Annotated in this window: 22 protein-coding genes and 1 tRNA gene; 10 read left to right on the top strand and 13 right to left on the bottom strand. The window is 62.0% G+C overall.

The window, feature by feature from the left end; all coding sequences use genetic code 11:
- Positions 1-74: 74 nt before the first annotated feature.
- A complete protein-coding gene (locus AC07U4_RS16400; RefSeq protein ID WP_495196146.1) occupies positions 75-1,376 on the top strand; it encodes a UDP-glucose dehydrogenase family protein in 1,302 nt (433 codons plus the stop codon).
- Here the strand turns inward: AC07U4_RS16400 and ygfZ are convergent.
- Entirely contained in the window at positions 1,355-2,080 is a 726-nt protein-coding gene (ygfZ, locus tag AC07U4_RS16395; protein ID WP_495196145.1) for a CAF17-like 4Fe-4S cluster assembly/insertion protein YgfZ, read from the bottom strand. The two genes, AC07U4_RS16400 and ygfZ, sit on opposite strands and share 22 nt — an antisense overlap.
- Before the next feature lie 70 nt (positions 2,081-2,150).
- On the opposite strand from ygfZ, the gene pyrC reads away from it, so the two are divergent.
- Entirely contained in the window at positions 2,151-3,188 is a 1,038-nt protein-coding gene (gene pyrC, locus AC07U4_RS16390) for a dihydroorotase (RefSeq protein WP_495196144.1), read from the top strand.
- A 19-nt stretch (positions 3,189-3,207) separates the two neighbouring features.
- On the opposite strand, the gene AC07U4_RS16385 is transcribed toward pyrC, so the two are convergent.
- Entirely contained in the window at positions 3,208-3,957 is a 750-nt protein-coding gene (locus tag AC07U4_RS16385; RefSeq protein ID WP_038665227.1) for a DUF1134 domain-containing protein, read from the bottom strand.
- Positions 3,958-4,119: 162 nt separating this feature from the next.
- Here AC07U4_RS16385 and AC07U4_RS16380 point away from each other — a divergent pair.
- Both AC07U4_RS16380 and AC07U4_RS16375 read left to right on the top strand, forming a co-directional pair.
- A tRNA-Ser gene (locus AC07U4_RS16380) sits at positions 4,120-4,209 on the top strand.
- A 279-nt stretch (positions 4,210-4,488) separates the two neighbouring features.
- Positions 4,489-5,811, top strand: a complete 1,323-nt coding sequence (locus AC07U4_RS16375) for a hypothetical protein (protein ID WP_495196143.1) — start codon at positions 4,489-4,491, stop codon at positions 5,809-5,811.
- 4 nt (positions 5,812-5,815) lie between these two features.
- Here the strand turns inward: AC07U4_RS16375 and AC07U4_RS16370 are convergent, their stop codons facing one another.
- The 10 genes from AC07U4_RS16370 to AC07U4_RS16325 form a co-directional block, all read right to left on the bottom strand.
- Complete coding sequence (locus tag AC07U4_RS16370; protein WP_495196142.1) at positions 5,816-6,178, bottom strand: hypothetical protein; 363 nt, start codon at positions 6,176-6,178, stop codon at positions 5,816-5,818.
- Positions 6,175-6,534 (bottom strand): hypothetical protein, encoded by a 360-nt coding sequence (locus AC07U4_RS16365; protein ID WP_495196141.1) that lies wholly within the window; start codon positions 6,532-6,534, stop codon positions 6,175-6,177. The genes AC07U4_RS16370 and AC07U4_RS16365 overlap by 4 nt, the downstream gene beginning before the upstream one ends.
- 288 nt (positions 6,535-6,822) lie before the next feature.
- On the bottom strand, positions 6,823-8,436 hold the full coding sequence (locus tag AC07U4_RS16360; RefSeq protein WP_495196140.1) for a recombinase family protein: 1,614 nt from the start codon (positions 8,434-8,436) through the stop codon (positions 6,823-6,825).
- Positions 8,429-9,058, bottom strand: coding sequence for a DUF2924 domain-containing protein (locus AC07U4_RS16355; protein ID WP_495196139.1), 630 nt, complete (start codon positions 9,056-9,058; stop codon positions 8,429-8,431). The genes AC07U4_RS16360 and AC07U4_RS16355 overlap by 8 nt, the downstream gene beginning before the upstream one ends.
- A complete protein-coding gene (locus AC07U4_RS16350) occupies positions 9,055-10,563 on the bottom strand; it encodes an ADP-ribosylglycohydrolase family protein (RefSeq protein ID WP_495196138.1) in 1,509 nt (502 codons plus the stop codon). Before AC07U4_RS16350 ends, AC07U4_RS16355 begins: the two co-directional genes overlap by 4 nt.
- Positions 10,550-11,257 (bottom strand): NUDIX hydrolase, encoded by a 708-nt coding sequence (locus AC07U4_RS16345; RefSeq protein WP_495196137.1) that lies wholly within the window; start codon positions 11,255-11,257, stop codon positions 10,550-10,552. Before AC07U4_RS16345 ends, AC07U4_RS16350 begins: the two co-directional genes overlap by 14 nt.
- A 50-nt stretch (positions 11,258-11,307) precedes the next feature.
- A complete protein-coding gene (locus tag AC07U4_RS16340; protein WP_495196136.1) occupies positions 11,308-11,835 on the bottom strand; it encodes a hypothetical protein in 528 nt (175 codons plus the stop codon).
- Positions 11,836-12,233: 398 nt separating this feature from the next.
- On the bottom strand, positions 12,234-12,956 hold the full coding sequence (locus tag AC07U4_RS16335; protein ID WP_495196190.1) for an AAA family ATPase: 723 nt from the start codon (positions 12,954-12,956) through the stop codon (positions 12,234-12,236).
- Positions 12,934-14,478, bottom strand: a complete 1,545-nt coding sequence (locus AC07U4_RS16330) for an AAA family ATPase (protein WP_495196135.1) — start codon at positions 14,476-14,478, stop codon at positions 12,934-12,936. The genes AC07U4_RS16335 and AC07U4_RS16330 overlap by 23 nt, the downstream gene beginning before the upstream one ends.
- A 2-nt stretch (positions 14,479-14,480) precedes the next feature.
- Positions 14,481-15,236: a helix-turn-helix domain-containing protein gene (locus tag AC07U4_RS16325; RefSeq protein WP_495196134.1), complete on the bottom strand. Its 756-nt coding sequence runs from the start codon at positions 15,234-15,236 to the stop codon at positions 14,481-14,483.
- A gap of 742 nt (positions 15,237-15,978) precedes the next feature.
- Between AC07U4_RS16325 and AC07U4_RS16320 the strand changes: the two genes are divergently transcribed.
- From AC07U4_RS16320 to qatD, 6 genes are all read left to right on the top strand, one after another.
- Positions 15,979-17,415, top strand: coding sequence for a trypsin-like peptidase domain-containing protein (locus AC07U4_RS16320; RefSeq protein WP_495196133.1), 1,437 nt, complete (start codon positions 15,979-15,981; stop codon positions 17,413-17,415).
- A gap of 3 nt (positions 17,416-17,418) precedes the next feature.
- Positions 17,419-18,237 (top strand): hypothetical protein, encoded by an 819-nt coding sequence (locus AC07U4_RS16315; protein WP_495196132.1) that lies wholly within the window; start codon positions 17,419-17,421, stop codon positions 18,235-18,237.
- Positions 18,238-18,389: 152 nt separating this feature from the next.
- On the top strand, positions 18,390-20,327 hold the full coding sequence (locus AC07U4_RS16310) for a KAP family P-loop NTPase fold protein (RefSeq protein WP_495196131.1): 1,938 nt from the start codon (positions 18,390-18,392) through the stop codon (positions 20,325-20,327).
- 38 nt (positions 20,328-20,365) lie between these two features.
- Positions 20,366-21,109: a Qat anti-phage system associated protein QatB gene (gene qatB, locus AC07U4_RS16305; RefSeq protein ID WP_495196130.1), complete on the top strand. Its 744-nt coding sequence runs from the start codon at positions 20,366-20,368 to the stop codon at positions 21,107-21,109.
- On the top strand, positions 21,106-22,383 hold the full coding sequence (gene qatC / locus AC07U4_RS16300) for a Qat anti-phage system QueC-like protein QatC (protein WP_495196129.1): 1,278 nt from the start codon (positions 21,106-21,108) through the stop codon (positions 22,381-22,383). The genes qatB and qatC overlap by 4 nt, the downstream gene beginning before the upstream one ends.
- Complete coding sequence (gene qatD, locus AC07U4_RS16295; protein ID WP_495196128.1) at positions 22,380-23,120, top strand: Qat anti-phage system TatD family nuclease QatD; 741 nt, start codon at positions 22,380-22,382, stop codon at positions 23,118-23,120. The genes qatC and qatD overlap by 4 nt, the downstream gene beginning before the upstream one ends.
- A 512-nt stretch (positions 23,121-23,632) precedes the next feature.
- Here the strand turns inward: qatD and AC07U4_RS16290 are convergent.
- Complete coding sequence (locus AC07U4_RS16290) at positions 23,633-25,792, bottom strand: hypothetical protein (protein ID WP_495196127.1); 2,160 nt, start codon at positions 25,790-25,792, stop codon at positions 23,633-23,635.
- Between the last annotated feature and the right edge of the window lie 23 nt (positions 25,793-25,815).

The raw sequence follows: 25,815 nt of genomic DNA, 5'->3' as shown, positions 1-25,815 counted from the left end.
CGGGAAGACTGGCAATCGGCGGGCGTTCGGCTAGAGAGCGGCGGGGTTCATCCAATCCGCCAAGAGGGTAATCGATGCGCATCACGATGATCGGTTCGGGCTATGTCGGCCTGGTGTCCGGGGCCTGTTTGGCCGATTTCGGCCATGACGTGATCTGCGTCGACAAGGACGAAGGCAAGATCGCCGCGCTTGAGGCGGGGCGGATGCCGATCTACGAACCGGGGCTGGAGGCCTTGGTGGCGACCAACGTCGCGGCCGGCCGGTTGACCTTTACCACCGATCTCGCCGCCTCGGTGGCCGGTGCGGATGCGATCTTCATCGCGGTGGGGACGCCGTCGCGTCGCGGCGACGGCCATGCCGATCTCAGCTATGTCTTCGCGGCCACCGAGGAGATCGCCGCGGCGGTGACCGGGCCGACGGTCGTCGTGACCAAGTCGACCGTGCCCGTCGGCACCGGCGACAAGGTCGAGGCGATCCTGCGCGAGAAGCGGCCCGACGTCGCGGTCGCCGTCGTCTCCAACCCCGAATTCCTGCGCGAAGGCGCCGCGATCGGCGACTTCAAGCGGCCCGACCGGATCGTCATCGGCACCGACGACGAGGCGGCGCGCAAGGTGATGCGCGGCGTCTATCGGCCGTTGTATCTCAATGAATCGCCGATCCTGTTCACTGGGCGGCGGACGTCCGAGCTGATCAAATATGCGGCGAACGCGTTCCTCGCGACCAAGATCACCTTCATCAACGAGATCGCCGACCTCTGCGAAGCGGTGGGCGCGAACGTCCAGGACGTCAGCCGCGGCATCGGCCTCGACAATCGCATCGGCGCCAAGTTCCTGCACGCCGGCCCCGGCTATGGCGGGTCGTGCTTCCCCAAGGACACGCTCGCGCTGCTCAAGACCGCCGAGGATTTCGAAAGCCCGGTCCATATCGTCGAGGCGGTGGTCAAAGTGAACGACAGCCGCAAGCGGGCGATGGGGCGCAAGGTGCTGCATGCGCTGGGCGACAGTCCGAAGGGCAAGACGGTCGCATTGCTCGGCCTGACGTTCAAACCCAATACCGACGACATGCGCGACGCGCCGTCGATCGCGATCGCGCAGGCGCTGCGCGACGCCGGCGTGACGGTACGCGCCTACGATCCCGAGGGGATCGAGCCGGCGCGGCGGATGATGCCCGAGCTGACCTATTGCAAGGACGCCTATGAGGCGGCGGCCGGCGCGGACGCGGTGGTGATCGTGACCGAATGGGATGCGTTCCGCGCGCTCGATCTGCCCAAGCTCGCGTCGATCATGACCGCGCCGGTGCTGGTCGACCTGCGCAACGTCTATCGTCGCGACGATGTCGAAGGGGCAGGGTTCGCCTATACCGCGGTCGGGCGCTGATCCTCGGCGAGCGCTGCGGCCAGCCAGTCGGGGCGCAGCGCATCGCCGATCGCCTCGACCCGGCGATGCTCGATCATCAGGCCGAGATCGGGATAGGTCGCACGGGTGCGATCACCCGCTTCGCCCAGCGGGGCGACGACCAGGCGGCGGTTGACCTTGGCGCGATGGTGCATCCGCGCGGTATTTTCCTGGCCGATATAGCAGCCCTTGGTGAAGCTGACGCCGTTGAGTTCGCGGGCGTTGCATTCGAGCCACAGGGTCTCGCCGCTGCCGAGCTCGCCGACGCCCTCGACGACGCCGAGCGACAGGCGGTGCGCCTGCCAGCCGGTCGCCGCCGCGGTGGCGGGCGCGATCCAGCGCCAGCCGAGGTGCGCGAGGCGCGGATCGGGATCGCCCTGGCCAGGTTCGCGCGACCAATGGACCGCGAGGCCATCGTCGCGCGCGATCGTGATCGCCCGGCGTAGCCGGTAGAGGCCGAGGCGCCGGATCAATGCATCGACCTGCCCGGCTTCGGCGTCGAGCAACAGGTCGTCGCCATCCGCCCAGACGATGAAGTCGAACAGCGCCTTGCCCTGCGAGGTGAGGAGCGCGGTCCAGACCGGCAGCGCGCCGATCACGTCGTTGGTGACCAGCCCCTGGAGAAAGCCGCGGACGTCGTCTCCGCTCAGGCGGACGAGCGCGCGATCGGAAAGGGTGGTGTTCATCCGTCTTACCTAGTGTCCGATCGGGCGTCATCAAGCTGGCGGCGTCGGCCCGTCGCCGATAGGGAGGGGCATGACCGATCGCCTGACCATCCGCCGCCCCGACGACTGGCACGTCCATCTGCGCGACGGCGCGATGCTGACCGCGGTCGCGCAGTACACCGCGCGCCAGTTCGCGCGCGCGATCGTCATGCCCAATCTGACCCCGCCGGTGACCGATCTGGCGGCGGCGGCGGCGTATCGCGAGCGGATCATGGCGGCGCTGGGGGAGGGGGCGGACTTCACGCCGCTGATGACCTGCTATCTCACCGACGGCGCCGATGCCGGGATGATCGCCGAGGGCTATGCCGCCGGCCTGTTCGCGGCGTGCAAATTATACCCTGCGCATGCGACGACCAATTCCGCCCACGGCGTCACCGACATCCGCCGGCTGACGACCGTGCTCGAGACGCTGCAGCGGATCGGCATGCCGCTGTTGATCCATGGCGAGGTCACCGATCGCAGCATCGATATCTTCGATCGCGAGGCGGTGTTCGTCGAGCGCGTGCTGACGCCGCTGACCCGCGACTATCCCGCGCTCAAGATCGTGCTCGAACATATCACCACTGCCGAGGCGGCGGCGTTCGTCGCCGAGGCGGCGCATCCGATCGCGGCGACGATCACGCCGCAGCATCTGTTGATCAACCGCAACGCGATCTTCGACGGCGGCCTGCGCCCGCACGCTTATTGCCTCCCCGTCGCCAAGCGCGAATCGCACCGGCTGGCGGTGCGGCGTGCGGCGGTCTCGGGCAGCCCGCGCTTCTTCCTCGGCACCGACAGCGCGCCGCATGTCGTCGGCGCGAAGGAGTCGGGATGCGGCTGCGCCGGCATCTTCAACGCGCCTTATGCGCTGGAGGCCTATCTCCGCGTCTTCGACGAAGAGGGCGCGCTCGACCGGTTCGAAGGCTTCGCCGCCGAACATGGTGCGCGCTTCTATGGCCTGCCGCTCAACAGCGGTACGGTGACGCTGGTCCGTACGCCCGTCACCGTCCCCGATCGGATCGGCGCCGGGGATACCGCGGTCGTGCCGTTCATGGCCGGCGAAACGATCGGCTGGCGACTGGACGTCTGAGCCGCCAGCCGCCGCCCGATCAGAAGGGCATCCAGCGCGCCTTGCGCGTGATCTTCATATAGCCGACGTTGACACCGGCGCGATAACCGACGCCGAGCCGGATCGGGATCAACACGATATTGCCGCGGCGCAGATAGGTCGCGGCGAAACCACCGACGAAATACAGCCGCCCCTCGGCCGCGGGAAAGCGGTGGAACAGATCCGCGGTGTCATAGAGATTGTAGACCAGCACGAACACCTTGTTGGCATCGCCGCCGGCGTCGAAGCCGATCGACGGGCCGGTCCAATAGACCGGCTGCTGGCCCTCGACCTTGTGGCTCATGATCCCCGAGCCGTAGCGTAAGCCTACCACGAACGCGCCCGCCGCCTCGCGCCCGGCGATATAGGCGTTGGGCTGGCCCTGTTCCTTCAGCACCTTCTCCAGCAGACCGGCGAGCCCCGCCGCGCCCTTGCCGAACACGCCTTCGCCCGCGGCGAGCAGGTCGTCGCGCTGATAGGTGTCGGCGGCGCGATTGACCGCTTCGACCCTTGCCTCCTCCGGCACCGCGGCGGCCGGCGGGGCGGACGGGGCGAAGCCCGGCTGCGGGGTGTCGTCCCGCGCGGCCGGCGGATCGGCGCGTCGCGGCGCCGATTGGGCGGGCGTACGCGCAGGGGCGGAAGTGGCGAGGTCGCCGTCGATCGCACGATTGGGATCGATCGTCGTCATCTGCGCCGGCGCACTCGCCGCCAGCAGGCTCGCCGCCGCCATGGAAAACCCGAACACACGCATGCCAACCCCCTCGGACAACCCGATGCGCGCGAGGTTAACCATCGTCGCGCTTGCCGGGCAATGAACGAATGGCGGGATGCCGCGAAATTCCGTCGGATCGCACGACCAAGCGCGGTTGATCCGCCCGCCCACCGCCGCTATAGCGCCCACTCTGCCGCATCCGGAGACGTGGGTGAGTGGCTGAAACCAACGCTTTGCTAAAGCGTCGTACGGGAAACCGTACCGAGGGTTCGAATCCCTCCGTCTCCGCCACACCGTCCACCGGTGTCTGAACTATCCCAAAGTTTTCGCAGTTTGTTGAGGGCATTACGCCTGTACGAAGGCGTCTATAGACGCCTTCATTCGCCCCTTTGATCTCCATGCGGGCTGGTCGCGTCTCTAGACGCGCAGATCATCATATCTCAGACCACCTGATGCCTAGCGCTCGCCGAGGCATGCCGATCGTTGGCCACATAGGATTTAGATTGGCGGTCACGAAACTATCGGAGTATAAAAAAAGGGGCGTCGGAGCGTCGCCCGCGGGAGCCAGATTTGGGTCAGCGAAACACCAGGCGCGGCAAGCCTCATTGCGAGGCTTTCCCGGCTCTCGACATCTTGCGGGCGCTGCGAAGCTGGCGTGCCGGCAACGGCAGTTGCGAATGGCGTGACGAGCGCGGCGTCTTGGTGGGACGTGGGCAGCTTGTCGCCTTGGAGCAGGCGCGCGCCACGTTCGCTTATGATATGGCAGGGAGCGCCAACATAGCGGCTAAAAGCGACGTGCTGTTTGTCGATCTCACTGGCAGTCGCCGTAATCCGAATGTCGTTCGGCAAAGCTTCAGTTGCCCCGGGTGTCAGGCGCCAGCGCAGAAGTTGTTCTACGTGACTGGACGATGGGCGTGCAGGAGCTGTCATTGCCTGGTCTATATAAAGCAGAGACTGGGAAATGTAAACAAGAGGCTTCACAATCGCGATGCTCTTCTTGCTGTGCTCCAGCGGGTTCCGCAGCAAGATCAGCGCCGGCGCTGGTTCCATAACCAGCAACGTCATCTCGACCGTATTAATCGCGAGCTTGCTGCCGAAGGATTTACCTCGCTGCCACAAGAGTTGCTGTTTCGGACTTATGCGGATTGGCCGTCAGCAGACGTTGCTGCCGGAACTGATGAGGCGGCGAGGCAAGGGGCTTCGCGACTCGGCGACCCTACTGCTGACGGCTCTGACGTGGGACTGGCGTTTTTCCGATCTTTGCCACCGACATGCGAACCGGCCACGCCGGTCGAGCTGGTCGGCTCGCTGATCCTCGATCGACCTCTCACTCCATGGCTTACCAGCCATAAAGCTGACTGCGCGATGCAGCTGATGAAGGATCTCAGGAAGGAGGCGGTCACTGGGAGCAGCATCTCGATCCAGAGATTTGCCAATTTGCTGGCCGAGCGGCTGGTCATCCGGCCGCTGGTCATCACCAGCGGCTGGAGCGACGTGACAAGCATCATTGGGGAGGGCGGCCGCCCTGAGCACGTCGTGACGGCAACCTATACCGGTGACCCAACGCTGTGGCGCATCGGTCCAGGTACCAAACCGAATAGTCGGGTCCTACGAGCTGTGCTCGACGATCGCATCATTATGCTGCGAGCGCGACCGCCATTGGAAGGGAGGTCAGACCCGCACGGTGACCTCGAGTCGGCCCGTGATGAAATCAGCTACCGACTAGCGCGAGTCGAGGAAGTGCTCGCATCGTTCAACGCCTCGCGTGACGATCTGGCGCTTCGCTGGGTAAGGCACAATTGGCGCCGGCTACAGAGCAAAGACTTCGCCTCTCCAGCCGGTTTGGTTCGGATCGCCGGCAAGCGTCCCCCAGGGCCGGTGCCGGCGACCTGACCGTTTACGCCTCATTATCCTGTTGCCACGGGTCAATCTCGTACCAACCGGCGCGCATATAGTGGTTCTGGAAGATCTTTTGCGATCGCACCGCGGCGCTGATCCAGAATGCCGGCATCACGATGATCAGCAGGGGCGCGAAGACCATCACGGTGGCGACAATCACGATCAACATGATCAGCGCCTCACGCCAGAGGCCGCGGATTGCAAGGTAGAAGCCGCCAAATAGCAGCAACCAAACCCAGGCAAGTGTCGGCACCGCTTCGCGCCAGCCGGTGGTCGGGTTTTCGTAGATGGCGGTGACACGCATCGGATCGAAGTAGCGCTGGCGGCGCTGCAACCGGCCGCCACCCTGGTGATCGCTCACAGACACGCGCGCACCTCCTCGACCCGGTGACGATCGTTATCGGACCATGCTGTCTTGAACTGATGCATGACGAGGTGGGTGCCGGATGGGATCGGCGTTGTTTCCACCATAAGGAGCGGGAAATTGTCGCCCACGACCAGCATGGCGCCGGTTTCCCGCGGTACAGACTTTGGCGTCGCACCACCGAGCCTCAGCCAGGCCGCAGTCACGCAGGTGATGATGGCAGTGCCATCGCGCGGGCTGTCGGCGACCAGAACGGGCTCTCGCTTTTGCATGCCGTTGACCGACATGGCCGGCATGCAGGCGCTCATCACCAACGGCAGCAAAGCTGTGATGGTTCTTGTTCTATTGCTCATGAGGCACTCCCCTATTTCGGGGCGCCTCCCGCAGCTTCGCCGATGGTCGCCCCTATGTTCCACTCGGGGCGACGGCCGAAGCCGGATGTTAGTAACCTGCAGGAGTCCAACAGGCGCATGCGCCTTTACCGGCAAGCCGGCTGGACATGCGCGCATGCCACCCGGCCCCCTGATGGCGACCGGCTGACTCCTTGAAGAGGTTACTAAGCCCCGCTCCCGCGTATTTCGGGAGCGCGATGGTGATCGTCTGACGTCTGATAAGACGCAAGCGAAAACGACCTAAAAGCGTCAGTTTTGTGCGGCGAACAGCGCGCGCTGCCCCGGCCAGTCCGCCGGCAGCGGCAGCATGTCGGTCAGGCTGGTGAGGGTCAGCCACGTCGGCTGCCGGCCTTCAACGATACGGGTAACGAGATCAGGCGCAAGAAAGCCGGCGCCGATATGCTGCCTGATGTAAGCCGGGGTCACCCCAGCAGCCTTCGCCACCCCATGGATCGAAGACTGTCGGCCGCTGGTCAGCTCGCCAAGCCAGCCGCGCGCCTGCGCGATTACTGCGATAAGGCTGCTATCCGGCTTCGGGTTGCTGTGTCCTGGCACAACCAGGCTCAGCCGAGCTTTTGCCCGCCCAAGGGTGGCGGGTGTGACGATGCAGCCGGTCTTTCCGGCGAGGCCAAGCGGCTCCAGGCGGAAGGTGGTGGTAACGCCGGCTTCGGTGACATCGACCCGTTCAACCATATCGCCAACCAGCTTATGCTTCGCCGTTGTATCGTTGCCGGCAAGGGGCGTGGCCCGCGCGGCGGCTTTTGCGATTACCGCAGGAGACACGAGGTCGAGGCTTGGCAGTGCGGTGGCAAGGCGGGCAGGGGAGGAAAGCGTGTCTCGCAGCTCGCTGAGAACCAGGCTGTCGAGGTCGCCTGACGGCACCCGGGTCATGGCGGAGGCATAGTAGCAATAGCGTCGGTTAGCCTTGCCAGTGTGAGTCGCGGTCATCTTGCCGCCAGCAGCATCGTGGACGAGCCCTGACAGGATCAGCCCGGATCCTGTCGATGTTGTCCCAAGCGCCTTGCGGCGGTTCGTCGCAAGGAGCTGCTGCACGGGATCATAAAGGTCGGCCGAGACGATGCGCTCGTGCTGTCCGGGGAAGCGCTTGCCCTTGTGGCCGATCTCACCGGCGTAGATGGGATTGGCAAGGATGCTATAGAGCGAGCCACGACCAAGCTTGCCGCCGCCTGACGTTCGACCGCTGGCGAAGACACGCGACTTCGAGCGGATGCCCGCCGCGTCGGCAGCCGCGACAAGCGCATCAACATTGCGATGTTTAAGGTACAGCCGAAACAGGTCGCGCACCTGCTCGGCTTCGGGAGCGTTGATGACGAGCAGGCGGTCGACGACGTCATAGCCGAGCGGCACAGCGCCACCCATCCACATGCCCTTGGCCTTTGAAGCGGCGATCTTGTCGCGAATGCGCTCGCCGGTCACCTCGCGTTCGAACTGTGCAAAGCTCAGCAGCACATTGAGGGTCAGCCGGCCCATGCTCGTGGTGGTGTTGAACGCCTGTGTCACGCTGACGAACGAGACTTTGCGTGCGTCGAAGCGGTCGACCATGCGAGCAAAGTCCGACAGTGCGCGGGTCAGCCGGTCGACCTTGTAGACGACGACGGTGTCGATGAGCCCGGCCTCGACGTCGGTAAGCAGAGCTTTCAGACCCGGCCGTTCCATGCTGCCGCCAGAGAAGCCACCATCATCATAGGCCGTGGGGATGAGCTGCCAGCCTTCATGCTTCTGGCTGGCGATATAGGCCTCGCATGCCTCACGCTGCGCGTGCAGCGAGTTGAAGGACTGCTCCAGGCCTTCCTCGCTCGACTTGCGAGTATAAACCGCACAGCGGATCGTCGGCTCAGTCATGCCGGCGGGGCTTTGGCGGATAGCTGCGGCGCTTCCTGAGACCAAAGAAGAGCAGGCCATTCCAATGGGTGCCAGTGATATGCTTAGCGATCGCCGACAGCGAGGTGAACACGGCCCCTTCGTAGCGGAAGCCGTTGTCTTCGACCGTAACGATGTGATTGCGGCCGCCGTACGCCTTGATGAGCTGGCTTCCAGGCAGCAGCTGACTCGCCGCTGGGGGAAGCGCAGTCGTGGCGGCGGTGGTGCGACTGCGAGAGGATGTCGCCGCCTTCTTTGGCGATGCCGCTGTGTCTGGCGGCGGTGTCGCAACGGAGACTTTAGCGCCATCGATCAGTGCCGCTGCCAAGCTAATGGCATCGCCATTCGCAGTAGCGCCATCCTTCTGGCCAACGGAGCGCCGCGCCAGCGCATGCTCGGCAGCAAGTTGAAGGTCGTGCGCGATGGCCGGTGAGACATCGCCATGCAGCATGGCCTGCTCACGCCAAGCAACCGCCTGCTCGACCAAGCTCGGCAGTCGCTGAGGTGCCGGACACCCGAACAGTGCTTGCCAGCGGGCACTGCTGTCCGATGCTCCGGAACTCGACGGCAGGGTTGCTGACATCGCCGGCGTTGCCTTGATCATTCCGCTGCGCCTGCAGCAATGAGCCGGTCCGCGGCATCGGCAAGTCGCCCGGCCCAGGCAAGGCGCCCCAGCCAATGGTCCGGGATGGCGCTTGCACCGTAAAGCGCGCCAGCAAGCTGCCCGGTAATGGCCGCGGTCGTGTCGGCATCGTCGCCAAGGTTGGCGGCAAGCAGCACCGCATCGGCAAAGCTGGAGGTGCGAGCAACACACCACAAAGCCGCTATCAGCGAATGCGCAACATAGCCTGAAGAGCGGATGTCGCGGCGCGGCTTGCCCCGCCAACTGCCCGCTACAATGGCCGCAATAGCGGGCGCATCGCTGCTCCGCTGTGCCGCCAGAATATCGTGATGCGTCATGCCTGAGAGGGCGTCAGCCAGCACTTCGGCATAGGCGACGCAGCTAGCGATGGCTTCCGGTGCAGCATGGGTGGTGCGGCTTTGCCGCGCGGCAACGTCGGCGAGTTTCGTACGGTCGCGCCAGTGGCGCACGGCGACAGGGGCAAGGCGCATCAGCGAGCCATTGCCCGCGCTCATCGGATCATCGCTGCCGGCATACGGTTCGAGATCCCGCTCGAAGCGGGCAAGCGCCTGCCGGGTGGTGACCCCGATGTCGAAACAGCGGCCCGTGCAGCTATACTCACCCTGCCGCCACCAGCGGACAAAGCGGGTCATCAGGTCGCGGGCGTCGAGGCAAGGCCGTTCGTCGAGGCTGTCGGCAAGCGCTAGTGCCATGGCAGTGTCGTCGGTCCATTCGCCTGGGCGAAGTTTGAAGGGGCCGCCGCCAATCATGTCGGTCAGTACGGTACCGCTGTCACGCCGGGTGAACTCCAGCGTTGTCCCGAGCGCATCGCCAACCGCAAGCCCTAGCAACGCGCCAAGGCTGCGGTCGCGGATGCCGGCAGCCGAGCGATCTTGCCGCTCTTCCGGCAGCGGCGTCAGCGCCAGCACATAGGCCTCCTGTGCCTTGGTCTCGACCGAACCCGGCCGTACCACGCGAACAGCCGCGAGCGCCGTTTCGGGCGACCAGCCAAGATCGATGAGCAGGCGAGCGGCGATCATACCAGCGCGGCCGAGGCCCCCCTTGCAATGCACCAGCACGTTGAACCCTGCGCGCAGCTGATCGCGAACGCCAGGTCCGCTGAGCCTCCATGCCTCTTCGAACGCGGCGCCCGGCACGGACACATCGCGGATAGGAAGGTGGTGCCAGGCCATTGCGGCAGCCCTTACTGCCGGCCCCAAGCCAGCAACGCCCAGGGCGCCAAGTTCGTCATCTTCCACCAGCGTGATGACACTTGCCGCGCCCCAATCGGCTATTGCCGCAACGTCAAGGCCAAGATCGCGCGCCCATGCACCGGTCGCGCTGTGCGGCTGCAGTTTGCCGGGACAGAAGGTGATGCCGACGCTGCCAAGACCTGGGCCTGCTGCGACAGTCGCAATCTGGAGGGGATGTGATACGCTGGTGCGCGCATCAGCTGCTCGGCTACTCAAGGGCTTAGTCTGCGGCATGTTCGCTCCTCCTTGCGCGAAAAAGTTCGGCCGGGCGAAAGCCCTTGCCGGTTTCCATGTCCCCGGTCGCCTCGAGGCGGCCGCTCTCGATGAGCCGCTTGCGAAACGCCGGCTTGTTCAGTGTCTGCCCGCGAATGGCCTCGTGGAGCGCCTGCAACTCGCGCAGCGAGAACGTGTCTGGGAGCAGTCCGAACGCCCAGTCATCGCGGTCGAGGTCACGGCGTAGATCCGACAGCGCGCGCGCAAGGATGTCGCCATGGTCGAAGGGTAGCGCGGTGCGGCGCCCAGCTGCGTTGCGGACGCTGTCGCCGGTGACGGCGAGTAGCTCACTTGCCACAGCCGAGGCGGTGGCCGCCATCATGGTCCCGGCATCGACCACGGCCATGTAGCCGATGCTGACGATGCGCATGCGGGGATCGCGGTCGACCGCACCAAAGGCCTGGAACTGCCGCACCGGCGTGTTGAGGCCGGCTTTGTCGCGTAACGCCCGCTGCGCCGCTGCGCCCAGTTCCTCCTGGGCATGCACAAAGGTGCCAGGCAGGGCCAGCCGTCCGCGCGCTGGGTGTTCGGCACGCTTTGTCAGCAAAACGTGAAGCGCGCCGGTGTGAAAGGTGAGGGGGACGACGTCTACCGCCACCGCCAAAGGCGGGAAGGCGGCGGGATCGTAGCTGGCAAGGAAAGTTGCATCATCCATGACGATGTCAGTTAGACGCTTAATGCATATACGTCAAGGACGAATAAGGTTTAGAATGATGCGATCACCCGGTGAAGATGCTCCGCGACACGATCATCATACTCTATTGCGCGATTTCGGAATGCTCCGAGAGGGCCCTCGATACGCTCGAGCTCCGCCTGAACGCCTTCCGCAAAGCTGCGTCCATCCATGTCAGGCAATACGCTGTGTAAATGAAGTGCCGTCTTGTTTACGCGTCCCCGGTACCCGAAATGATAGCCATCCTCCGGCGGTGTTTGCAAAAGTAGTTTGCTACCGGTGAACGGAACATGGGCACTGACTCGATATCCCACCACCGGCTTGCCGTCTAATTTGTGATAGCCCCTGCGTGCATCGATCGTGATGCCTTTCATCGGGTATAAAAAGATTGGAGCGATGAAGAACTCTTCGCGGAGGGCGTCATATAGATCCTCGTGATAGCGCGATCTGCCACTAAAATACTCGATATAGCAGGCATCGTACATCATCTTATCAATGTTATCGAAAAAGTGCTTGAGCCGCTTGCCGCCGCTGAAAAGCTTGATGATTGAAGTCGTCATGTTGCCGGCATAGGGGGCGGGGGAAGGCATTCGCAAGCGAACGGTGGGCGCGTTTTGGTGGGAAGCGGCCTATCCGCTTTCGGGCGACCAATCGCAATAAGCTGCCGTTTGTTAAGCCGGCAGGGCCAGGGGCGTGAACGGGTCGTTCCTTCGAACCGTGAGCGGACTTCTGACGCGCCCTTCTGACACTTTGAAACTGGCACGAACCCGTGCATCAGCGGGGCGGATCACAACCGTCTGGTTTTGACACTTAGCTGAGAACGGCACCTACGCACCTCGGTGTTGCCATTAGCGAATGATGAGTGAAGGCAAGGGAGTAGTTCCTATCGTTCCGCTCAGCATCCATCATGGTCTTATCGTCTCATATAACGGCTTAGCCTGTAGGGGTGGTTGAACAGTTATATTGACAACTTCACCAAACCATCGTAATGAAGAGGCGCAATATATTTGATCATTTCTAAAATAAACGTCACGTTCTTTTGGCTTTCCGCTACAATGGCAGGATCAAATCCTTTTCCTGTCCGATGAGAATGGTCATTCGTAAACTTATATATCGCAGTTTTTTTATCTTCGTCGAACGTTACCGCCTCAAGTTGCTTGTACATCGTGGCCGTGGATGGAGAATGGAATTCTAGGAACGTTTCAAGCAATTTTCTGGCGACGTTCGGAATATGGTAACAGGCCGCGATCGTTCCGTTTGATTTGAATGTGTAGAGCGTTTTGAACAGGAAGTGATATTCGGTAGGATGATCGATCAGCATTTGATCGAGAGATTCGATACGGGCGACGCGGTTACCCTCAGTCTCCGCGCATATAATCATGTAATAGGAAGCGGCTTTCTTAGTTTGCTTAAGCCAATCCAGAAGGAGCTTCAGAAACTCAAAGTTGTGTGTCAGCAAGAAAACCTGCTTCGCGTCCTTAACGGCATTTTTGAGACTGGCGAACGCCTGATAGATCGCCGAGGAGTCTAGGCTAGAGATCGGATCGTCTACGACAACTATTCCTTCAGCCACGTCAAACTCATGATCGCCGAGCTGCACGACGAAATAAAGAAAAGCGATCGCCGTTTTCTCTCCCTCGCTTAAGCGCCTAGCCGCTTTAACCGCGGCGAAGAACGCGATAGCCTTCGTCGCCAGACTGAAACTCCAGGTCAGTACGGCCGAGAAAATTGCGTAGCCGCGTAGTCATTTCGGCACCACCGGCATGTTCGCTCGAAACTTTTGCCCGCTTCTCCTTCGCGGATTTTAAAAGCGCTTCCATGCCGCGCGCATCGTCAAGATCGGGGGCGCCGTCTTTGAGCTTCTTCCCCTCCGTTTCAAGCTCCCTGACCTGTTGGTCAAACTCGGCGGCTGAACCGGCTATCTCAGCCAGATAATGCCTTTCCAGCATCTCCCGGGCTTTGGCCTTGGCTGTATCAAACTGCGCGGTCTTGATGTCATGACGCTGGAGAATGCCGTCGAGTTGATTGGCGGCAGCGTCTAACGCCTCGGTTTCAACAAAAGCGTCGGCCTCGAAGGCGGTTGATCGACGGACGAGTTTGTCGGCAAGGATCGCGTCAAGCGCGCCAAGCCTTTCGAGGCAGGCGCTTCGGGCCTCCTCAAACGCGGCTGTTGCAATCTCATAATCTTTCCACAGCTCGCTGTAGAGCGTCTGCTGGGCAGGGGGTTGAAGAACATTCAATATTCCGGCGAGCGTGCGACCATGCGCGATTGCCGCTTCGATCTCGACTTTGAGAAGCTGGTCGGCTGCGCCGAAATGCTGAGCAAGGGCTTCGATCCGTGCCGGTGGGATGAGCTGGACGCAGTATTCGCATACCTCGGAGGAGTGGTCGCGGTGAAGCCTGACACCTTCCTCGACCCACTTTGAAATATCGGGGTTCGCGACAAGGCGCTGAAGGGCACCATCCTGTGCGGTCTTTGGTGTTAGCGCGATAACTAATTTAGAAAACTGACATAGAGCGTCCACGAAGGGAACCGGCTCTGGATGTCCGTCACGCAATTGGAATGGCAGCGCAAAACCCGACACCGGGGCGGCCTGCTTCTGCCGCAAGGTGGCGCGACTGACCTCAAGCTCCTCCTCGGAGTATGCCTTCAGCGGCTGGAGCCGGACAAAATCCTTCTCGGCGTCGGGCTTGCGGTAGCTGCGAAGCGAGGCCCCGCTTGTTGCTTCGCCAATCGTCTTTGCCACCGCTGAGAAGATTTTCCCCTTCTCGGTCGTGGCTTTACCGATTGTGGTCGCGATCTCGCCGATGCGTGCGGAGCGGGCATCATAGATCGATTGCTCCCGGCGCACTTCCTCCGCGAGAGCCTTATTCTCGACCCCCACAATTAGGATCGGGCGTAAGGGGCCGTCAAATTTCCCAATATTCGCTTCAACGTAATCCGAGTTAAAGACTCGGATCTTTCGAGCGCTCTTTTGACCTTTGCCGATCGCGCCGCCTTCGGCATCAACGGTAAATTCTAATAGTGGATATTCGGGATGCGCCCCGCTGTTCAGCGCAGTGAATAATCTTGATAGTGTAGTTTTGCCTGCGCCATTTTCTCCATATATCAGGTTATAACGAGAAAAATCTTTGAGACCTACGTCTTCGACGTAATCGCCAAAAACTCCAAGGTTTCTTATTTTATTTATGGTCGTAAGCACGACTATTCCCCCTCCGTACTTCTTGCCCATCCTTTAAGAAGATAAGGCTGACCGTTGTCCACATCGACCTTGGCAGTGTTCTCGCCATATTCACCGGGCGGTCCAAGGACAATCGCCACCCGGAATTCCAATTTACTGATTTCACCGGGCGGGGGCAGTTCGAAACGCTCCGGAAGATGGCGCATCTGATGCGTGTAGTAGAGCCATACATCGTTCCCTTTGAGCAGCACCAAGAGCTGCCGGACCCGTCTCGCGAGGGCGATATCATCGGCCGGGGTAGGCTTAGCCCTCCAGTCCCGCTGCGACCACGTTAGCGCAGTCAGTAACCGGATTAGCTCTTCAGCATATTCGCTGGTTTCGCCTGAAAGCGGCACGTCGACCTGAACGGTCAAGTCGTCCGAGTGCCCCGCGTCTTGAATGAGCTTCCCCTCATCCATCGTCGCGTAAGCAAGATCTTTATCGAAGCGTGGAATAACTCGGTCCTGAAGCAGGTCGTCTGGAACACGATCCATTACCTGTTGTGGCGGTACCAACTTCGGCACGTCGATCGCGAAGGCAACCTGATCACGTGAGGCACCCAGATAATTTGCGATTAGGTCCAAGGTTGCAATGGAGATCGTCGCGTTCTTGTTTTCGATCGAGCGGAGCATCCGCTCGCTGATACGGACGGCATGCGCCATCTCTTTTTGGAGCGATCCCTTTGCCAATTGCTCCCTTAGCTTTTTGATTAGGGTTCCGTTTGGTGTGACCTTCTTCATCGTGACCTCTGCGGCTGTTCTCTCCGCAAGGCTACACGGATTGCCCGTAAGCGGGTCGGCACGCGAGCGGCATTGAGCGGCAGACGACCGGCAAGCGCGAGTGATATCGCGCAAGGCAGACTGTGGGAGTTGGAAGCCCTGAAGCGTTCGCACTGCATTGCTAGTTCTTGGAACTTAGCGCGTTAGCCCGTCAATCCTGATGCCTCAGACTAATGCACTGGAGCCGCTTGAATAGAATCGAAAGGTCCCCGTCATTGGGCCAACATAGCAATTGTGACGCTGACCACCAGCGATGGTCAGGCGCAGGAAGATAGACCTTTGTATCTCACTTCGCCGCGTCCGTGCCAAGCGTCAGAACCGACCGGTTGTGACACCTCCGGTCGTAATGGCTAGAAACACGGAGAGCCCCCCAAACGTCCAGGAAACGCCGGAAGCGGGAATGCGTTAGCAGTGCTTGGTAGCTGTAATCGTCTTTAGGTGCTAGCAAGGCTGAACGGGGCCTCCCCTCGCATACGCGCTGTGAAACTGCGGCGTAAGAGCTAAAGTCTAGGGCAAGACGTGCCCGCCATGCGATACTGATTGACCGTGGCGTGATTGGAAGGGAGGCCTCGTATCCTTGAACCCGTTTGGACCTCCCCCTCGCGTCAAGCTTCCTCCTGAACTTGCTGATGAAGCGACTATCCTCACCCATCTCGGTATGTCGCCAGTCGAACTGAATAAGATTTGGTGGTATCGCGCCAAGATGTACAAGACCTTCGAGCTTGTCGGCACTAGTGGCAAGATCAGGGTTATTAATGCTCCAAACGACCGTCTAAAATACCTTCAGCGACAGCTCGTCGACCTGCTGGGGCCCCTTTACCGTGTCCGTAATCCCGTCCACGGTTTCATTACCGAACGTTCTGTTAAAACCAACGCACTTTCACACCTGCGGCGACGCTTCATCCTCAACATCGACTTCCAGGATTTTTTCCTATCCATCAGCGAGAACCGGATCGTAGGTCTTCTCCGGTCACTCGGGATCGACGCCCGTGTCGCCGATATTATCGGCCGCCTGTGCTGCCTCGATGCTTGTCTGCCGCAGGGGGCACCGACCAGTCCGGTCATATCCAACATGATATGCTTTCGGCTCGACAAGCAACTCATGAACTTGGCGAAAACGTCCCGCTGCATCTACACACGATATGCCGACGACCTGACCTTCTCGAGCCATCAGCCGATGACATCCCTCTTCGAGGGTTCCGTTCCATTACCCGGCCGGGTCCCTCCTGAGCAGCTAGCGCCAGCGCTGACCAGGATCCTTTCCGCAAACGGCTTCACCCTCAACCCGAAAAAGTCACACTATGCCGACCGGCATTCGCGGCGCATGGTGACGGGACTGAAGGTCAACGAACTGCTGAACGTTGATCGCCACTACGTTCGTAACGTGCGTGCGGCCCTTCATTCTGTCGAGAAACTCGGCCTGATAGACGCACAGGCGAAGTTCGTTGGCTTAGGCGGTAAAGGCGATCTCACCGATCACCTGCGAGGCAAGATATCATGGCTTCGCCACATCAAGGGCGCAGCCGATCCAGTGGTTCGCGGCGTCGCGCACCGCTTCAACCTCTGCTTCCCGTTGCAGCCGATTGCGGTGACGCCGACCGCGGCTGAGCAGCGCGATCGTGCCGTGTGGATCGTTGAACATGACGACGCGCAAGGAACCTATTTTTTCCTCAAGGGCGTCGGGCTTGTGACGGCTGCCCATTGTGTCCAGGGCGTCAAGGATGTGGAAGTGTTCCACCCTTCAAAGCACGCGAACACCTTCCCCGCGACCGTACTGAAGCGCGACGATAGCCGCGATCTCGCGATCTTAAGCCATACTATTCCTAACACGGAGTTCTACGAATTGGACCGCGCCGGCCATGCCGTAGCCATCGGTGACCCGATGACAGCGGCCGGTTACCCAGCTTGGGCACCTGGTGATCCGCTAAACATCAGGCCCGGTGTGATCAGCACCGTGACGGTGAAAGCCGGTCGGCAGCTCATTGAGGTAACCCAGAAACTCACCCAAGGCATGTCAGGCGGGCCTCTCCTCGACGCCAATGCCGCGGTGGCTGGTATCATTCACAAAGGTGGTCCCGAAGAAGGCCGTGACTTTGCGATCGATATCAACATGCTCGTCGCGTGGCTCGCGGCACCTTGAATTATGGAAGAACTATCACCGATCAAGCCATCCTTCACCGGCGCGATCGCCAAGGTCGATCACGCCAATCGTCATATTCGTAGCTTTGCCGCGGAGGTAGGGCGATGGTTCGCGAAGCACCCGTACCAGACGGTGCAAACCCTGCACGAGACGACAGGCGAGCCAGGCTACTACCTTTATTGCCGCCTTCCTCTCCCCGATCGGCACCTCGCTCTCTTTATAGGCGACGCGCTACATAATCTGCGCTCGGCGCTCGACCATCTCGCCTGCGCGTGCGCGATCGCGAACGGGAAGAACGCCGAGCACGTACAGTTTCCCGTCCTCCGCAAGGAAACCGGGCTCGGGCGGGCGCTCAAGGAGCACCTCGGCAAGGCTGGCCCCCTCGCCATCAACCTCGTGCGAGCGCTTGCACCAACACCGCTCCGCAATCCGTTACTGGCCGGTCTCCACCAGCTCGATATTGAAGACAAGCATCAGCTAATCCTCCCGGTCACGCACAGCATGGCAGTAGAGGTCGCCGTCGGCGCATTCGAGCAGCTTGCGATTGTGAAGACGCGCGGTGCGGCTGAGCCCCCGGCACGGACCAGCTGCTTCATCCCCGCCCCACCGGGATACGAGCAGTCAATCGCCCATGACTTCGACTACAACGGCGATATCCTCTTTCCTGCTGGCACCCCGTTCGCGGACATGCCCTGCCTCGAAACCCTCAACGAACTTTCTTGGATGGTTGCAGACATCGTAGCGAGATTCGAACAAGCCTTTTGCGTGCCTTGTTTGTCGTACTGCATCTCACGGCAAGGACGTAAGCCAATCACCAGCTGACTCGAGGCCCAACGCCTAGTGCCGATTACGGCACGAATAGCACGAGCCCCAGACCGATCGGTGTTAATCATTGCGTTACGTGCTGGCGCTCTGGCAGGCTCGCTTTAAAGTGTACATGAAGCGCTGAACGCGGAGGGGAAGGACGCGCCGTAATGTGGTCCGACAATCAAACCGACCGTGACCTACTGAATTTTCAGCACGTCGCCGACATTGCCGCAGAGCGCATCTTCGGGGCGGCCGGTCAGCCGCTGTCGATCGGGATCTCCGGCGGTTGGGGTATGGGCAAGTCATCCATGATGGAGCTGCTGCGGATCGCGATCCAAGATAGGATCGCGGAACAGCGCGCAATCGTGAACGTCTCCCGCGCTCATGGCGATCAAGGCGTGCCCGAGACCGTGCGCTTCGTCCATTTCAACCCGTGGACCTATCAGGGCTTCGACGACACTCGCGCTGCCCTCATGGAGATCATCACTAGGTCGCTTGCCGATCACGCCGAGAAGAACAAGGAAGGCCTCGGCGCTGCAGTAGTCGAGAAGATTTGGGGCCTCGTCCGGCGCACCCGCTGGTTCCGGCTGGCCGGAATGGCAGGAGGTGCGGCTCTGGCGCTGCATACCGGTGACCCCACGCCGCTGGCCATAGGCTCGGCCATGTCTGCGGTTGGCGGGGTGCTGGATGGCGATCTGTCCAAGGATGATGCGGACAAGCTGAAGAAAGCATTCGAGTCGCTTAGCAAGGAAGGAAAGACGCTCCTCAAAGACAAGAAGGAGGAGCAGAAAGTTTCTGCGGCAACTCCGCCCAAGGCGATCGACGAGTTCCGCGCGGACCTTGAAGCCGTGCTTGCAGAGATGAAGGTCACGCTGGTGGTGCTCATCGACGATCTCGATCGGTGTCTTCCTGAAACAGCCATCGGCACGCTGGAGGCGATGCGGCTCTTCCTGTTTCTAAAGCGCACGGCCTTCGTCATCGCCGCCGACGAGGAAATGATCCGCGAGTCGGTCCGCATCCATTTCCATGGTGCCAGACTTAGCGAAGCCATGGTGCGCAGCTACTTCGACAAGCTGATCCAGCTTCCGCTGCGCGTGCCCCCGCTCGGCACACAAGACGTGCGCGCATACCTCATGCTGCTCTTCATTGAGGCGAGTGACTTGGAGACAGACGCCAAGGAAATGGTGCGGGAGAAGATGGGCGAGCGGCTGGGTCAGACCTGGACCGGCGCGCGTCTCGACAGAGCGTTCGTGCTGGATTTGCTTGGCACTGGCTGCCCGCCCGATCTGCGGGCGCGCATAGCGTTAGCCGATCGGATCGCTCCCATCCTCACGAACTCCGCCGAAATCCGTGGTAACCCACGCCTGATCAAGCGCTTCCTCAACTCGCTCGCGCTGCGCACGGCGCTTGCAGAGCGACAGAAGGTCACGGTGGACGAAGAGGTGCTCATGAAGCTCCTGTTGTTCGAGCGGTGCGGAAGCGCTGATGCCTATGCGGCGCTCATCGCAATGGTGAACGCGGCTGCGGACGGGCATCCCGCCAAGCTCCGCGAAATGGAGCAACTGGTTCGTAGCGGTGCGGAGACCAAGCTCGACAAGCCTTGGGACGAACCCTTCGTCCGCGAATGGCTCGCGCTGGATCCGCCGCTTGGTGACAAGGATCTCCGCGCAGCGGCATACATCAGTCGCGACAACATCCCGATCATCTCCGCCCCCGACGACCTGTCGGTGGAAGCGATCGACCTGTTGGACGCGCTGCTCGCGGCGACACAGCCCAGCCCGCCGCTTGCAACCAAGGTGAAGGAGCTTCCATATCGCGAGCAATCAGCGATCATGGATCGAATTGTGGTCAGGGCCGGTGACGAGACCCGCTGGGGCGTGCCGCCAATCCTCAATGCAGCCCTCGACGTAGCCGTCGCCGACCCGCGACTGGCGGCCGAGTTATCCTCGTTCCTCAATGGGCGGCCCAGTACTCAGCTTGAACCAAGCATCATCCCGCGCATCGCCTCGCTTCCTTGGGCGAAAGATCTATTCCGGCTATGGTCCAATCGCGCGGATTTGCCGGACCCCATGAAGAAGCGGCTGACCAGGGAGCTTAAGGCCTGATGGGCACGTCGGCGTCGAGCAGAGGGCCGGGTCCCGGCGTGCCGATCGTACCGCCGTGGGTTCAGGATCCGGCGACGCCTCCGGGCACTCCGCTCCCGACAGACCCACCGATCGCTCCGCCTGGGCGCTTCCGGCCGGCCCGCACCGCCCTTGGCCGCTTCGGTGGCAGCGGCCGGCAGGAGGATCTGCGCCGGGGGCTCGGCCACTACGTCCGCTCCGGCATGGGCGGGGCCGGCAACGCCACAGCGCGCATGGGCAGTACCGCAGCCCGCGCTGGCGCTCTGTACGGGGCGCTCCAAGACTTGGCTGCGGGTGCGGCCCTCGCGGAATACGGGCTCGACGAGGCGCAGCTGCAAGGCCTTACCCAGGCCGAGATCATCGACAGGCTAGTGGATGCGCTTTGCCCTGCCGACGGCACACAGGAAGCCGAGGCGTCTCGCGACTCGGCCGCCCGCGCGCTCGCGGAGTGCGTCGGCGACGACGACGACGTGCGCGACCTTCCGCAGGAACGCATCGATCAGGTTGTGCGGGACTTCCTTGGCAACGAGATCGCCAACCAGGTCGCGCTCGATGTTGGACTCGCGGTGCTTCAGAAGGCGCCGAACGCCAGGACTGGACAGCAGCGGCTTGAAGAGATGCAGGATTACGTTCGTCAGGAACTTGGCCGCCGCTACGACGAGCGACGCGCTCTCAATGGCCGGCTCGACCGGGAAAGCGCCGCAAGGCTGGGACGCGAGGTGATGGCTGACGCGTTCGACGTCTTCGAGAGCTACGTCTCGTGAAGGTCGCATGCCTGCCTGAAGGCGCAACGACTCCAGCTGGCACGGATCTGCGCTTTGAACTCTACGCCAGGGCGATACGATCGGGCGTGGGACGCGTCGGCGGCCTCGTTCCCGCCGAACTGCTCAAGGCCCGACTGTCTCCGAGCTCGCGCGCATGGGACTTCTGCTCCATCGCGCTGGCCGTCGTCGCCGCGGACGAGGCCGTCACCCGCTCCAAGAGCCCGAATGGCTGGACCCGCGAAATCGATCTGACCGTGTCGGTTTCGGAACCGGACTTCTGGACCGATCAAACGCACAGCCTGGAGACAGCGCTCCGGTTTCTGACTGACGACCTGTGGACTGTCGGCTTTGTGCGAGGTGATCCACCCTACGCACCGCTCAGGCGTCCTAGTTCGCGGAAGGAGGATTGCGTTTGCCTGCTGTCAGGTGGGATGGACAGTCTGATCGGGGCCATCGACGCCGTAGCCGCCGGTCGCCGCCCGCTGCTGGTCAGCCAGAAGGCGAAGGGCGACAGCGCGGACCAGAAGCGGTTCGCGGAGCGCATCTCGAACGGGACGCTGCACCTTCAGCTGAACCATCATGCTCGGCCGCCCGGCACGTCCGAGCGGTCGCAGCGGGCTCGCTCAATCGTCTTTCTGGGGTTCGGCGCCTTGGCGGCTAGCTGCCTGGACCGCGTTCGAGACGGCGGAACTGCGGACTTGCTCGTTCCCGAGAACGGCTTCATCAGCCAGAATGTGCCGCTGACCCCGTTGCGCATCGGCGCGCACAGCACCCGGACGACGCATCCGTTCGTGCTGCGCACCGTTCAATCGGTAATTGACCAGGCGGGTCTAAATGCCCGCATCCACAACCCGTACGAGCACGCCACCAAGGGGGAGATGCTTGTCGGCTGCAGTGACCAGAACCTCCTCGCTGACCTTGTTTGGAACTCGACTAGCTGCGGCCGTTATTCTCGCACCGGGTTCCAGCATTGCGGCCGATGTGTCCCTTGCCAGGTGCGCAGGGGGGCGGTTCTAGCCTGGGGCCAAACCGATGCCACCACTAAGGGATACAAATACGATCCGCTCGGGCAAGCTGACGCCAAGCATGCCGGCTTCGACGATGTGCGTTCGGTTTCGATGGCCATCGACGTAGTCGCCAGACGCGGGATCGATGCGCTAATCGGTGGCGCGATGAACTTGGAGCAGGTCGGCGATGTTGCGCCCTACCGCCAGGTCGTTCGCCGTGGCATTGCCGAATTAGCCATGCTCCATCAACGCGAAGGCGTGACTTGATCGACCTACATTGCCACATCGACCTCTACCCTGACCCAGTGGCGATCATAGACGAGGCAGACCGCCGCGGCACGTTCGTGCTGGCGGTCACCACCACGCCGAAGGCTTGGCGAGGAACCACGCGGCTCATCGGGCAGCGCCGACGGATTCGTGTAGGTCTCGGACTTCACCCAGAGGTCGTCGCCGAGCGGCATGGTGAAGTGGCGCTGCTCTGCGGCCTCCTCCCCGAGACACGCTACGTCGGCGAGATTGGAATGGATGGCAGCCCACCCCATCGGCACTCGCTCGACCTGCAGCGAGGCGTCTTCCGGCGCATCCTTACCGAATGCGCGCGACTTGGCGGACGGATCCTCAGCATCCACTCACGGGGCGCCGCCGACGAGGTGCTCGACGCAATCGAGGCGCATCCGGACGCGGGCCTACCGATCCTCCATTGGTTTACCGGGACGTCGCGCCAACTTGATCGCGCTGTCCAACTCGGCTGTTGGTTCAGCGTGGGACCCGCCATGGTCAGGTCCGCCAAAGGTCGTGCGCTTGTCTCGCGGATGCCTCCTCAACGCCTGTTGACCGAGACCGACGCGCCCTTTGCGCGATCAGGCGACCGACCGCTATATCCGTGGGAGGCAACGGATTGCGCGCCGGCCCTCGCGGAAGCGCTGGCCGTTACGCCCGATCAGATGCTCTTGACGCTTCGCGGCAATCTACGGGTGATGGCGGAGTGGACGGGGAGCCGCTGAAGGCCACCCAAAAGCGACCCAGCCACAGTCTACGAGAGCAAAAGGATAAGAGTGTCAAAACCGAGCGGTTGTGACACTAGGAAGCCGTGCCAACGTGGGATGATCGAACGGCAGAAACTGCGCCCGCGAATGGGACTGCCAACGTCTGCACTTGGTCCGCGGGAAAGAAGGGGAGAGCGGCAGCTCCCGACGAAAATGCGACGTTCACGCGGTTTGGCGCAAACGTCCGACCGTTACAGAAGCGGACGTCCTAGCCTTCCGAAAGCTCTCGTTCAGCCGTCGCGATACGCCATCTTATGGTGTGACCTGCCGTCCCACGGAGGGACCCGGCTAGGCCGTGCCGCATGCTTCGACCACAGGAACGGTTCTTCGAATGACACTGGTGGTACTCAGGAAAAGACTCAGCTGCTGGGTGCCGCAGGGATAAAGCCAACCCGATCGCCGGGTCTGGCCTCATTTCCGGCAATCTGGACTGCGCGAAATGGAAGCCCGCGACGGCCCCCGCTCGCGTCTTAGAGCAGCCTAGCTCGGCAGAGCTGGACAAGCTCGGCAACGAGCGGCGGGTGCGACGGATTCACCGTCAAGATCTCTGCCAGATCCGCGATCGGAAGGCGGAGGCGCCCGCTACCAAGGGCGATGAGCGCCTCCGCTGCGGCCTCGCCTCTCGGACGATGGGCGCCTTCTATGATGCGTCCGACGATCCGCGCTGCGTCGAGCCGCGCCCCGGCATCGCTTGAGAAATCGATCTCGGTGGGCCTAGCGGCGCGAAGCAGGCTGGCTTGTATGACGCCGTCATTGAACCGACCGAGATTCGAGGGATCGAGCAACGTCTGCTGAAACCAGTTCGCGCGCAGCACCCGTGCGCCGGGCTTCGGCGACGTGGTGCGCAGCTTCTGCAAGACGTTGCTGATCGTGTAGAACACGTCCGCTTGGGTGGGCGTTGCCGTGGTCCGCTCTGGCAACTCCGCCGGCCAGAATACGAAGCCTGGTTGCAGCACCAACGGGGTCGCCCCACCGGCGACGAACAGTTCGTTAGTAAGGGGTTTCGAAGTTCTTCGGAGTAGGGTTAGTCGTGCGGCAAGGGAGGGGGAGAGCGCGGCACCGCGCACGACAGCGTCGTCGAGGAAAGCCAGCTCGGCCTGCCAAGCGTTCGGGGCTCCGGCGGAAGGCAGTACCAGTTCCTCGATCGCCGCGAACCTGTGCTGGCTCGGCTCTTGGGTCTGAATAAGCGTTTTCTCGAGATGCTGCCGACCAGCTGCGCTGGCCGATTTCACCAAGCCGACCACATAAATTTGCGGAGAGTTGGGTCGAACCTTGCGGAGATCGCGGCTGATGTCGAGAAGCGCTCTCCCGCTCTCGATCACAGCCGCAGCAATCACGATCGGTGAGCCGTTCAACGGCACGCCGTCTCGTGCATCGGTCCGATCGAGGTCATCGATGCCAAAGCGCGCAACGAATACAGGCGCAATGCCGGCCTTTCTCAGCAGGTCCTCGGCAAAAGGCATCGAGTCGTCGTTCAGAACGATGCATTCGCGTGTGCTCGACGGCACATGGGTCTTTGCGAAATAGTCGAGGCGCGTCGCAAACGCAGGCGCCTGCCAGAGTCGATCTGCGTCGACGACATACTGCCGGGCCGTCGCACCCGCCGCGAGCGACACACCGAACGCGCCGGAACCAGCAAGCCGATCCATTGTCGGCGCGAGGCGATCGGACGCATCGTTTCTGTTAAGCGTTATCGGCTCGAATTCTGGACCACTGAGATCGAATTGATCACCGCGCAGATCGACGGCGATCGATCCCGCGTCGCACAGGGCGCAGTCAGGCTCCCGATAGGTCTCGCGAGCCTCCGCAATGCCGAGCGGGTTCAGCCATTTGTCGAATGAAAGATCGACTGCCGACGGAAAGCGCGGCGAAGAGGCTCCGAGATAAAGGACATGCGCAATCCGGGATCGATCGACCTTTCTCCCCTCCACGATGGACCCGAGACTGCCGCTCGACGTTGCCGAAATGAGAACTATCGCGGTTTCGCTTCTGCTGAAGTCGTAGGTTGCGACGCCCAGATAGGACCGAAAGCTGTCGCATTGCAGCGGCTGGCGTCCCGGTTGGAGAACGCTGAGATGTTCGTTCACGGCCGAGACGAGCGCGAACATGGAAGGCGTATCGACATGCGCCTGCACCGCGTTGTCCGGGATTAGCGGTAGAAGCGCCATCGCGATGATCGAGATTTCCGCGTGGCGCACCAGCAGGTTGGACAAACGCATGAAGCGATCGGTGTGACGTCCCGACGGATTGCGGAAGTGATAGCTGGCGCTGGCTTCAACGAAGCCGCCGTGATCTAGGAAGATAGCCGTGGCGGACCGCCTAGCGATCTCCTTGAGCGTGATGCCGCTCTCCGCTCCGTCACCGATCGCGACATCGCGGCCGGCCTCCGCACCCTTCCGGTCGAAGCCGATGACGGTGACGGTCGCATGCGGTGCAAGCCGGTGGCGGAGCCGCTTCAGATCGCGATCGCTCCTGATCGCCGCGACCGCGGTCGCGCGGCTGGTCTCCCTGACGACCATTACGACCTCGTCCGGCACGAGGTTTCGCTCGACCTCGGCGTCGATCAGCGCGACGAGCGTGTCTGCAGGAAGTACGTCTGCCGCCAAGAAGACGACGAACGTGTCAATCACTTGAGTCTTCGTCGGCCTTTCGA

This window comes from Sphingomonas sp. GW821-FHT02B09 (assembly GCF_059421875.1).
Note: the sequence above shows the minus strand (reverse complement) of the source record. Positions and strands in the feature narration are given on the sequence as shown.

Coding starts and splice junctions, on each gene's coding strand:
- AC07U4_RS16400 (WP_495196146.1), top strand. CDS start 75: ATGCGCATCACGATGATCGGTTCGGGCTATGTCGGCCTGGTGTCCGGG.
- AC07U4_RS16325 (WP_495196134.1), bottom strand. CDS start 15,236: ATGAAGAAGGTCACACCAAACGGAACCCTAATCAAAAAGCTAAGGGAG.
- pyrC (WP_495196144.1), top strand. CDS start 2,151: ATGACCGATCGCCTGACCATCCGCCGCCCCGACGACTGGCACGTCCAT.
- AC07U4_RS16360 (WP_495196140.1), bottom strand. CDS start 8,436: ATGACTGAGCCGACGATCCGCTGTGCGGTTTATACTCGCAAGTCGAGC.
- AC07U4_RS16320 (WP_495196133.1), top strand. CDS start 15,979: ATGTACAAGACCTTCGAGCTTGTCGGCACTAGTGGCAAGATCAGGGTT.
- AC07U4_RS16315 (WP_495196132.1), top strand. CDS start 17,419: ATGGAAGAACTATCACCGATCAAGCCATCCTTCACCGGCGCGATCGCC.
- AC07U4_RS16365 (WP_495196141.1), bottom strand. CDS start 6,534: ATGAGCAATAGAACAAGAACCATCACAGCTTTGCTGCCGTTGGTGATG.
- ygfZ (WP_495196145.1), bottom strand. CDS start 2,080: ATGAACACCACCCTTTCCGATCGCGCGCTCGTCCGCCTGAGCGGAGAC.
- AC07U4_RS16340 (WP_495196136.1), bottom strand. CDS start 11,835: ATGACGACTTCAATCATCAAGCTTTTCAGCGGCGGCAAGCGGCTCAAG.
- AC07U4_RS16345 (WP_495196137.1), bottom strand. CDS start 11,257: ATGGATGATGCAACTTTCCTTGCCAGCTACGATCCCGCCGCCTTCCCG.
- AC07U4_RS16310 (WP_495196131.1), top strand. CDS start 18,390: ATGTGGTCCGACAATCAAACCGACCGTGACCTACTGAATTTTCAGCAC.
- AC07U4_RS16355 (WP_495196139.1), bottom strand. CDS start 9,058: ATGATCAAGGCAACGCCGGCGATGTCAGCAACCCTGCCGTCGAGTTCC.
- AC07U4_RS16385 (WP_038665227.1), bottom strand. CDS start 3,957: ATGCGTGTGTTCGGGTTTTCCATGGCGGCGGCGAGCCTGCTGGCGGCG.
- AC07U4_RS16350 (WP_495196138.1), bottom strand. CDS start 10,563: ATGCCGCAGACTAAGCCCTTGAGTAGCCGAGCAGCTGATGCGCGCACC.